The following is a 2,202-nucleotide window of genomic DNA, read 5'->3' as shown; positions in this document are numbered from 1 at the left end:
CGCCCTGCGCAGCCCGATCCGGTCGCTGTTCCAGGATCGCCACACCCGCTACCTGGAGCACCTCGCCGACGCCTTCCGGCAGCGCCGCTGGGAGGACGCCCTGCGCGACGCCGTCCAGCTCTCCGGAGCCGACGGCCCGGTGTCGCTGCGCCTGCCCGAGCGGTTCACCGGCGCGCTGCGGCCCAGCCCGCAGGAACCCGGCCGTGCGGCGACGTTCTCGCCCATCAGCGGCCCGTCCACGCGCCGGCTGCTGACCGACCTCTACCGCGAGGCCGCCGAGGCGCTGGAGCGCGAGGGGCGGATCGACGAGGCCGCGTACGTGCTCGCCGACCTGCTGGCCGCGCCCGCCGAAGCCGTCGCCCTGCTGGACCGGCACGGCCGCACCGCCCAGGCCGCCGAACTCGCCGAGGGGCGGGCACTGGCACCGGAGCTGGTCGTCCGGCTCTGGTGGCGGGCCGGGCAGCGCGACCGGGCGGTGCGGATCGCCCTCCTGCGCGGCGCCTTCGCCACCGCCGTCGAGCGGCTCGGCGCGAGCGACCCGGAGGCCGCCCGGGAGCTGCGCGCGGCCTGGGCGGACCAGCTCCGCCGGGCGGGCGACCGGATGGGCGCGGTCGAGGCCGCGTGGCCGGACGAGACGCTGCGGCCGGGCCTCGTCGGCGACCTGCGGGAGGCCGTGGACCTGGGCGGGTCGGCTCGCGGGCGGGCCCTGGTCCACCTGCTGGCCCTCGGTGAGGACGCGGCGGAACCGGCCCGGGCGGCCCTCGCCGGGGAGCGACAGGGCGCCGAATTCGCCGCCACCGTCACGGCGCTGGCCGAACTGTGCTGCGCCGATCCCGCGCTCGACCGCGAACTCGCCACCGTCGCCGTGCGCGCCCTGGTCCGTACCCGCGGGCCGGCCCCGGGCCGCGGCGCTCGCGCCCGGCTGCTGAAGCGGGCGGACCCGCTGGCCGCCGCCGACCTGCCGCGGCCCCGCGCCGCCGGCCGGGGCTCCGCCCTCGCCGTCACCGCCACCGACCGCCCCGGCACCCTGCCGGTGCTGGACGCGGCCCGGCTGGACTCCGGCACGGTGCTGGTGGCCTGCGGCCAGGCGGGCGTCCGGCTGCTCGGCCCGGACGGCCGCACCCGGGCCCGCTGGGACGTGCCCGCCGACCGGCTGGTCCTCGCCGACCACGGCGGCACCGCCCTGCTGGTCGCCCGTTACGGTGAGGTCCGCGAGCTGTCCCGGCTCGACCTCGTCACCCGCCGGGTCGAGCACTGGACGGCCCTGCGGGCGCGCCGGATCGTTCCCTCCTACGACGGACGACACCTGCTCACCGTCGACCAGGACGGCCTCGCCGTGCTGGACACGCTCACCGCCCGCCCGACCGTCGTCCACCGCGAACTCGGCGGGGACCAGCGGGTGTTGGGCCGGATCGCCCGCACCCCCGACAGCTGCGCGGCCATCGTGCACACCCGGGCCGGCGGCCACACCGTCGAGATGACCGAGCTGTGGCGCTGGGACCAGCCGGGGTGGGAGCTGCGTGCCCGCCCGCCGGTGGACCCGGCCGCCGTCGGACGCGGGGTGGCGCTCGCGGACGGGCGGCTGCTGTCCGTCGCGCCGGGCGAGGACTCGGGGCGCAGCGTGCTGCGCTGGACCGGCGAGGAGAAGGCTGAGCAGACCGTCGCCGGACCGGTCACGCTCTCCGCCGACGGCGCCCACTGGGCGTACACCGCACCCTCCGAGGCCGGTCTGCGCGTCACCGTCGGGGGAGCGTCGGGAACCGCCTTCACCGCGCTCGTGCCCGGGGCGGACGACCCGGCGGTGGGCCTGCGGTGGCACGGCGGGGCGCTGACCTGCTGGCACCGCAGCGGGCGGGTGCTCGCGGTCTCCGAGGACGGAACGGAGCTGCTGGCCGACCTGCGGGTCACGGCGGGCTGAGGGTCAGGCGGGCCTGAGGTAGGCGTCGAGGAGGGTGGCCGCGGTGAGCATCGCCAGGCCCCGGGCGGTGAGGCGACGCTGCCAGTCGTCGAGCGCCCCGGCGAGGCTGTCGGTGCCGCCCGCCGTGCGGACCTGGCGGACCACGGCGGCGATGTGGTCCAGCAGGTAGCCGCCTCGCCGGAGCAGGTGGGCGAGTTCGGCGTCGCGGACGTCGTCGGCGCGGTAGACGCGGTGGCCGGTGGCGCGGTCGCGGGCCGGGGAGAGGATGCCGGCCTGCTCCCAGC

Annotated in this window: 2 protein-coding genes; one reads left to right on the top strand and one right to left on the bottom strand. The window is 78.7% G+C overall.

Annotated features, from left to right (window positions below):
* Window positions 1-1,918, top strand: a 1,918-nt coding sequence (locus tag J0670_RS36320; protein WP_374223240.1) for a hypothetical protein, incomplete at its 5' end; no start/stop codon positions are given.
* A 3-nt stretch (window positions 1,919-1,921) separates the two neighbouring features.
* Here J0670_RS36320 and J0670_RS36315 read toward each other — a convergent pair.
* The coding region (locus J0670_RS36315) for a MerR family transcriptional regulator (protein ID WP_207817002.1) at window positions 1,922-2,202 on the bottom strand (281 nt) is incomplete at its 5' end.

Origin of the sequence: Streptomyces sp. FH025, assembly GCF_017427025.1 — a bacterium.
Classification (GTDB): Bacteria; Actinomycetota; Actinomycetes; order Streptomycetales; family Streptomycetaceae; genus Kitasatospora.
Note: the sequence above shows the minus strand (reverse complement) of the source record. Positions and strands in the feature narration are given on the sequence as shown.